This window comes from Gottfriedia sp. NPDC058432, from assembly GCF_042721555.1.
GTDB lineage: Bacteria > Bacillota > Bacilli > Bacillales > Bacillaceae_G > Gottfriedia.
This window is the reverse complement of sequence record NZ_JBHXLC010000026.1, coordinates 62,526-69,446: the sequence shown is the minus strand read 5'-3', so window position 1 is coordinate 69,446 and position 6,921 is coordinate 62,526. Positions and strand designations below refer to the sequence as shown.

Genomic DNA, 6,921 nt, shown 5'->3' with positions numbered 1-6,921 from the left:
ATAAGTCTGCCTAAAAACAGACAAAAACAAAAAAATAAAACCATTTGGGTATGGTGAGTTGACAGTTTCGTTCATATCAGTTGAATAAGGAATGTTATAATAATGGATGAAATTAGTATTCGATTGATAAATTCTGGTGATGTAATGAGGAAAGAAAAAATGAACAAAAAAAACTTAGGTGTTTCATTAAACGATTTACGGTTATTGTATAAAATTTTTGGTTCTTTACATGTAGAAACAATTGAGACACCTAAATCTATTTTTAATGGAATTGGAATTTTAGACGTTTTTAACTATTGTTTATCAGAGAACGAGGCAAGAAAATATTTATGGATTGATGGTTTTGGACAAAAACATGTTGATAAATATCTGAATTTCATAAGAGGTGTTTATCAATTAAATAATAGAGAACCTGTCTTTGTTAAAATTGATAAATTTTTTAATAAGTTACACAAGAACAATGTATTTAATAGAGCAATCCATGATCTTACTCCAAAAGAGGGGTCAATATTTTTAAACTTGTTATTAAATGATGAGTATTTCTTAAAAGTTAATGATCTAGAAGTTTTAAATACTCTTGTAAAATTAATTGCAATGGAAGAAGTACTTTCGACATTCTATTTTCCAAAAACAGAAACAGTCTTAATTGGTAATTATGATCTTAGTTTACCTCTATATTCAAAACATGAAATAACTTTTAAAGAATACGAAAAATTGGCGCATAAAAATAGGTTGTACATTAGATGAAATAAAGAATATCTTATTCAACTAACGCATGCTTTAGTTTGGTAAGAAAGGTGGGCTGGTTGTGAACCCATGGAAATATGAAACAACAAACGATTACTTTGAATTCTTGGATTTTCACGATTGTATCGTTGAGGAAATAAAGATTGAAAAAGATATTGTCACTATTGATTTTGAGTTTATTTACATTTCTAATGAACATCCTCTTAATCCTTATAAAGTAGCAAAATCAACAGATAAGTGTAGACTTACTTTCAACAAAGTTGAAGTTAGTAAAGCAATAATCTTTTTAGATGATGATAAGGAAAAAGAAGTCCGTCTTACTGACCTAAATGAAATGGAATTTTTAGAAGTAAAGCAACAGCCTGTTGATGAACATTTCATATATGAAATGTTTGGTACAGACTGGAAAACAAATAATTTTTGTAGTATTAAACTTAAGGCGAAAAGTTTTAAAGTGGAATGGAATGAATTCACAGAAGATGCCTGGTACGTATGACAGCTATTCAACTACCATGGGAGTACGATATAAACTTCCATTCACTGTTGTGAATCTGAGGATTCATGGATGGCTAACGCATGCTTATGTTGAATTAGATCACGCATCGCAAATACGGTTTTCCTTATTCAACATAATGGCAGTTTAGTTGCATAAGGAAAGGACTATTCAACTCTAAAATAGAATAATTTACTATATAATACACTTTAAATTTTGTGGAGTTGAAAATATGACAATAAGTTCTATTTACGTTCTTTTAATAATTGGATTTTGGATTTGGTTACTTTATGTGGTAATTACTACCAAAAATGAAGTTCGTGAATTACAAAATTTATTAAATGTGCATATGGCAGAGCTGAAAAAAAGTGTACGGGAAAAATAACTTCTTATGTTAAACTGTATATATCAAAGTGGAAAAAGGTGGAAATAGTGAAACGTGCAGTAGGAATATTTCTTTGTTGTTCAGCTATACTAACATACCTAAAAATAAATGTCCTTTATGATCCTCTTCCTCTTGAAGAAACACATATATTTAATGACCTTAAGGATCATTCTCTTGATGAGGATATAATTAATGGAGTTACAACAGTAAAATATATCTATCCTTGGTGGTATTGGGCAATTTGTGTCATTTTAATAATTACTTTTATTCTTGGAACATACTTTATTTTAGCAAAGGAAAAGCAAACTGAAAAATGTCCACTCAGTGATAATTCAGAATAACAAATGAATACATACTTCACAAGAATTGAGAATGGTTACACTTAAACTAACTGCATGCGATAGTTGAACTACAACTTAGAAGTTGATTGAACAATCAGCTTCTTTTTAATTACTGCTATTTGGTGAAAGAAGGGGGTTCACTACCAACTAATGAAATATAGTTAAATGACTTTTTTATGCAATCTTTAATATACTAGGCTGAGGAGGATGTCTGTTGCCAATTATAAAATTATCCATGTTTATAAAGGCACCTATTCAATTGTGCTTTGATTTGTCACGTAGTATAGATATTCATATGGAATCGACCTTACAAACCAATGAAAGAGCAGTTAAGGGACGTACTAGTGGGTTGATTGAACTAGGAGAAACCGTGACCTGGGAGGCTACCCATTTCGGTGTTCGCCAACACTTAACATCAATTATTACTGAGTTCGATCCGCCTTACAGATTCGTGGATGAGATGGTTAATGGAGTTTTTAAAAGGTTTAGGCATGAACATATATTTGAATTACAAGACGATGGGACGTTAATGACGGATAAATTCGATTATACTTCACCTTTTGGACCACTAGGCAGATTAGCAGACAGGATGTTTTTACAATCATATATGGTACGTTTACTTATTCGAAGAAACGAGTATATAAAATGCATTGCCGAAAAGTGATATGCGATAGCGAGTATAGAATATAAAATTATGTTCCTATGTAAAACACTAAGAAAAATTATGGTTCTAATAATAAATATTTCTTATTCAACTAAAGCATGCTTTAGTTGAACTACTTGTTCGGCTGTATATTCGGTTTTTTATTACGCTTTATGGATGTTCACGAAGAAAGCTAAAGGATTATATCGCTTAATACTGAATAAAATGAGTAACAAATATTCTCTATTCAAAACGAATAATTAAATTTAATCGGAGGTCCCCTTTGAAAAATATAAGTCGAATGATTTTGGTCTTTGGATTACTTTTAATTTTAATTGGGTGCAGTAAGGTTCATCCTAATAAGACTTCTACTCAGGACGATCAAACGACGGTACTTGAAAATTGGATTGGTCCAACTGATTCAGGAGTCACTTCCAGGGATCTTGGACTATGCGGAAAATCTGACATTGCAAAAAAGTTGAATCTACCTGGATTTATCCTCGTTAATTTTACCGATGAGCATATTTCATATCGTTCGAGTGAAGAGGTTGTTGAATATTCTTCAGAGCTGATGGTGGATTCAGGTTATAAACTAGGGAATTTGTCGCTATTGTTAAAAAAAGACTCAGTCGATGAAGTATATGTAGTAGTTCGGAATCATAAAAATCAACTAACAACGGTAGTTGTCTATAAAATGGGAGCTTGTAGTTAAATAAAGACTTATAAAATTTCCTTATTCAACTAACGCATGCAATAGTTGAATAACGTGATCGGCAATCTTGTCGGTCATTTTTTATTGAACAAAATGGCAGTTTAGTTACATAAGAATCTTATAAATTTCTTTAGTTAAAAAAGGTAAAATGTTATAAAATTTAGAGGACAAAGTTTTAACAAAGGAGAAAGAATATGAACAATGAAGAGTTTGTTAAAAATATATATCAATCAGTAGTTAAGGAAGGTCTTTCTGAGTATGAAGATTTATTTGTTAATACTGAAACTAAAGATGCGACAGATCCTTATTGGAAAGATGCACTAAATTTCTTTGCGAAACTCACAGATGATAATAAAAAGATGCTTTTTAAAATAATTGAACAAGTTCAGGTTGATACTGTATCCCACGTTTTGGGAATATTTGATGGAGTAGTTTCTATATCCGATGACGAGTATGAAATTGAAATGAAGATTAATGGGGATGAAGAACTTTTAAACGGAGATTTACAAGATTTATTTCTGGGGTATGTTGAAGATAACGAGTAGTTATTGAACTAACGCAGTGCAATAGTTGACCAAGAAATTAAAGATTCTTAGTAGAATATTAATTCAAAAGAGAAGGAAAATTGTTTTTTATGGAGGACTTATGATTTCTAAAAAAAGAGTTTATAAATTCATTATTAGAGCATTGTTGTTTTCGATTACTTATTTTTTTATAAGAACTTTCATTTTTCATGCAACTGATATTAATTCTACAATAATGGGTGCTATTGCTGGCGGTTTTGTAGGTTTTTTATTTCAATTCATATTAACGAAGCCTGTTGAAAGTAAAACTAATTAATAGTGTTTTTTACTGATACTTCTATTGAATTAAAATTTTTTATAAATACTTACCTTATACAACTAACGCAGTGCTTTAGTTGAATTAGAATATCGTCGGATTTTTGAAAAAAAATTTTAAAAAAATAAGCGAGTGGTGAGATTGAACGCTAATACATTAATGGAATGGGAACAAAAGCACGATGCAAAAAATAGAACTATAAATGGATTTTGGGAATGTTTTAGGAAATGGCGTGAAGAAGAAAAATATGACTACTTGGACACATTTAAAGGAAAGTTGTACGAAGAATTCATTCAAGTTAAAGAATGTTCTATCGCATTAAAGCATAGTTTTTCTCGTATTGGAGCGTTTGTGTTTTTTACAGTAGATATTTGTTACTTTGATAAAGAGATTGGTACATACTCTCTTGAATTCGATTTGGATGGAGAAGTATTAGATGATTTCTTAGTTTTTGACAGTATTCTTTTAGATCATAGAATTTCAGAAATAAGACACAACCTAACAACAGTACGAAAAGCACTTAAAGAGGGAATTGAATTAAATTTAATATCTAATATTACGGGAATCGACCAGCCTTCAATTGAGATTATAAAGAAAAAATATTGTTAAACTAACGCATGCGATAGTTGCATAAAAACATATTCGCTAATGTGACTCTATTATAGTATAAAATAGCCGATTGGTTCATGTGTTGAATCGACGGGAGAGTACGAAAAGAGCATACTAAAGAATAGGTTTTTCATTTATGGAAAAACTACCTACACTTTGACATAGTAGGTGATTAAATGAAAAAAATAGTCTCAATAATTTTCGTCAGTGTCTTGTTCTTTACAGGTACATCAGCGTATGCAGTGGAGACAAGAGAAGACATATTAGAAGATGCTGTGATTGATCTGTTGCAGCCACAACTTAACGAAGTAATAAAAGACCATTACGGAACAACTTATAACATATCGACTTTCTGTGAAAAAGTGAATGACATCAAAAAGTTAAGACATCCAGGTTCTAGGCTTTTTGAAGCGAAATTGGAATTCGCCACCTTCACTGGCGCACATAATATCAAAGATATTTTTACGGTGACATTAAAGAAAGACTGGGAAGATCGAATATGGATGGTAAAAGAATACAGAGTACACAAATTGAAACCAAATGATCATTATGATTGTCGAGTTTCTAGAAAATAAAAATCTTAGATTTTACAACCCAAGTTCCACCTTTATGAGATGCACAATCGGCTCAATAACAGTGCCTTTTTACACTCTCTAAAAGTAATGTAATTATAAGAGTTTTGGTTAATCTGGTGCATTTCTTATTCAACTAACGCATGCATTAGTTGTACAACACGATCGACTTTTTAGTCGATTTTTTTATACAAGTAAATGGCAGTATAGTTGAACAAGGATTTGTTATATATTTGGAGAATAAAAACAATAAAGTCTAACTTTAAAATATAGGAGAGTCATATGCAATTTTCGTTATTTATTGAGGCAATTAATTTAGAAGAAACTAAAAAGTTTTTAGAAGATTTTTATAAGTTTGCAGTTAAATATGGTGTTAGTTACTCTGTTACAAACATAGAGAAATATTGGAAAATTGACGAAATGTACACTATTTCACTCGAAGTTGATAAATCCACTCGAAAAAATGTGAAAACAATGCTCAGTAATATAGCATCTAAATGGGAAGAATATCCTGATGACTTATTAGCTTCAAAAACAATGGAAGATTGTGAAATTTATATCCCAAATCTCTATATGATAGTCGTATATATATAACTGAATTTATATTTCCTTATTGAACTAACGCATGCGTTAGTTGAAGATCACGAGCTGTTAGGTACAGCTCGTATTTTTATTTCCCTGCTCATGTTTAAAATACTTTTAGATTAAGAGTAAAATAACCCGCCTTCGATGCAAAGGTTTTTAGGTGAACCTTGTTGAAGTAATTCCTATTAAAATTGGAGGTGTAAGATGAGTATTTTAATAATCATAATATTAATAGTGTGTATTGTTCAATTTGCAAATCTTAGAAAGCAAAATAGCAAATTAATTAAACAAAATAAAGAGATGATTACTTTATTAGAAGAAATTAAAAATAAATAACTTTCCTTATCTAACTAAAGCATGCGTTAGCTGAAGATCATGAGTCACTGTTGTGGCTTATTTTTTTATTGAAATAATTGGTAGGAAAGTTAAATAAGGAAATAGAATTTAATAGTGATAAATAGTAGGCGGTTAGTTATTAAATTTGAGGAGGGATTGGATGAGATTATCTCTAGTCTATATAATGTTTCTTTTAGCTTTGTTAGTAGGGTGTAGTCAAGAAATATCGTATAAACCTCTAGCTACTCACTCAAACTTTCCGATTCCCGAAAATGCAAAAGTAACAAAAGGAAAAGCGAAAAATCCCAATATAGAAAAGTATGTCAAGTATAAATGGAAAGAAGCAGATGAAACCGAGAGTATTCCAGCCAGCTATTTGAAAGTAATCAAAAGTAAAGGATGGGTAGAGCAAGAGGAAGACCAATTAGGAGCTGTTCGCTTTTTTGAGAAAAATGATACAGTTATTGCTTTATCAACTCACGACGGTTTCTTTACCTTGTCAAAAATGAAAAATAAAACTGAATAACACAGTATCCTTATTCAACTAAAGCAGTGCATTAGTTGAACAACAAGATCGGCTATTTAGTCGATTTTTTTATTCAACAAAATGGCAGATTAGTTGCATAAGAAATACTCAAAAATATGCTATATTTAAATT

General features: G+C 30.6%; 13 protein-coding genes. All 13 read left to right on the top strand.

All coding sequences use genetic code 11. From position 1 onward, the window contains the following. Window positions 1-102: 102 nt before the first annotated feature. The 13 genes from ACFWM3_RS20500 (at window position 103) to ACFWM3_RS20440 (ending at window position 6,789) form a co-directional block, all read left to right on the top strand. Complete coding sequence (locus tag ACFWM3_RS20500) at window positions 103-747, top strand: hypothetical protein (RefSeq protein ID WP_390312771.1); 645 nt, start codon at window positions 103-105, stop codon at window positions 745-747. Between the two features lie 61 nt (window positions 748-808). After that, window positions 809-1,243 carry a hypothetical protein gene (locus ACFWM3_RS20495; protein ID WP_390312770.1) on the top strand — a complete coding sequence of 145 codons (435 nt, stop codon included), beginning with the start codon at window positions 809-811 and terminating at the stop codon, window positions 1,241-1,243. A gap of 229 nt (window positions 1,244-1,472) precedes the next feature. Further along, a complete protein-coding gene (locus ACFWM3_RS20490; protein ID WP_390312768.1) occupies window positions 1,473-1,625 on the top strand; it encodes a hypothetical protein in 153 nt (50 codons plus the stop codon). A gap of 47 nt (window positions 1,626-1,672) precedes the next feature. Continuing rightward, the gene (locus ACFWM3_RS20485; protein WP_390312767.1) at window positions 1,673-1,966 is read left to right on the top strand and encodes a hypothetical protein; all 294 of its coding nucleotides are present in this window, start codon (window positions 1,673-1,675) and stop codon (window positions 1,964-1,966) included. Between the two features lie 235 nt (window positions 1,967-2,201). Further along, window positions 2,202-2,630, top strand: a complete 429-nt coding sequence (locus ACFWM3_RS20480) for an SRPBCC family protein (protein WP_390312772.1) — start codon at window positions 2,202-2,204, stop codon at window positions 2,628-2,630. Between the two features lie 262 nt (window positions 2,631-2,892). Beyond that, window positions 2,893-3,321 carry a hypothetical protein gene (locus ACFWM3_RS20475; protein WP_390312766.1) on the top strand — a complete coding sequence of 143 codons (429 nt, stop codon included), beginning with the start codon at window positions 2,893-2,895 and terminating at the stop codon, window positions 3,319-3,321. Window positions 3,322-3,515: 194 nt separating this feature from the next. Next, window positions 3,516-3,866: a transposase gene (locus ACFWM3_RS20470; protein WP_390312765.1), complete on the top strand. Its 351-nt coding sequence runs from the start codon at window positions 3,516-3,518 to the stop codon at window positions 3,864-3,866. A 100-nt stretch (window positions 3,867-3,966) separates the two neighbouring features. Next, entirely contained in the window at window positions 3,967-4,161 is a 195-nt protein-coding gene (locus tag ACFWM3_RS20465) for a hypothetical protein (RefSeq protein WP_390312764.1), read from the top strand. A 141-nt stretch (window positions 4,162-4,302) separates the two neighbouring features. Continuing rightward, entirely contained in the window at window positions 4,303-4,770 is a 468-nt protein-coding gene (locus ACFWM3_RS20460; RefSeq protein ID WP_390312762.1) for a hypothetical protein, read from the top strand. A gap of 176 nt (window positions 4,771-4,946) precedes the next feature. Next, window positions 4,947-5,345 (top strand): DUF3888 domain-containing protein, encoded by a 399-nt coding sequence (locus ACFWM3_RS20455; protein ID WP_390312761.1) that lies wholly within the window; start codon window positions 4,947-4,949, stop codon window positions 5,343-5,345. A gap of 279 nt (window positions 5,346-5,624) precedes the next feature. Then, the gene (locus ACFWM3_RS20450; RefSeq protein WP_390312759.1) at window positions 5,625-5,936 is read left to right on the top strand and encodes a hypothetical protein; all 312 of its coding nucleotides are present in this window, start codon (window positions 5,625-5,627) and stop codon (window positions 5,934-5,936) included. A 195-nt stretch (window positions 5,937-6,131) separates the two neighbouring features. Next, entirely contained in the window at window positions 6,132-6,263 is a 132-nt protein-coding gene (locus ACFWM3_RS20445) for a hypothetical protein (protein WP_390312757.1), read from the top strand. A gap of 160 nt (window positions 6,264-6,423) precedes the next feature. Continuing rightward, entirely contained in the window at window positions 6,424-6,789 is a 366-nt protein-coding gene (locus tag ACFWM3_RS20440; RefSeq protein ID WP_390312756.1) for a hypothetical protein, read from the top strand. Window positions 6,790-6,921 lie beyond the last annotated feature (132 nt).

Excerpts from the sequence above, each read along its gene's own strand:
- ACFWM3_RS20440 (WP_390312756.1), top strand. The coding sequence starts at position 6,424 with ATGAGATTATCTCTAGTCTATATAATGTTTCTTTTAGCTTTGTTAGTA.
- ACFWM3_RS20445 (WP_390312757.1), top strand. The coding sequence starts at position 6,132 with ATGAGTATTTTAATAATCATAATATTAATAGTGTGTATTGTTCAATTT.
- ACFWM3_RS20450 (WP_390312759.1), top strand. The coding sequence starts at position 5,625 with ATGCAATTTTCGTTATTTATTGAGGCAATTAATTTAGAAGAAACTAAA.
- ACFWM3_RS20465 (WP_390312764.1), top strand. The coding sequence starts at position 3,967 with ATGATTTCTAAAAAAAGAGTTTATAAATTCATTATTAGAGCATTGTTG.
- ACFWM3_RS20490 (WP_390312768.1), top strand. The coding sequence starts at position 1,473 with ATGACAATAAGTTCTATTTACGTTCTTTTAATAATTGGATTTTGGATT.
- ACFWM3_RS20480 (WP_390312772.1), top strand. The coding sequence starts at position 2,202 with ATGTTTATAAAGGCACCTATTCAATTGTGCTTTGATTTGTCACGTAGT.
- ACFWM3_RS20500 (WP_390312771.1), top strand. The coding sequence starts at position 103 with ATGGATGAAATTAGTATTCGATTGATAAATTCTGGTGATGTAATGAGG.
- ACFWM3_RS20470 (WP_390312765.1), top strand. The coding sequence starts at position 3,516 with ATGAACAATGAAGAGTTTGTTAAAAATATATATCAATCAGTAGTTAAG.
- ACFWM3_RS20455 (WP_390312761.1), top strand. The coding sequence starts at position 4,947 with ATGAAAAAAATAGTCTCAATAATTTTCGTCAGTGTCTTGTTCTTTACA.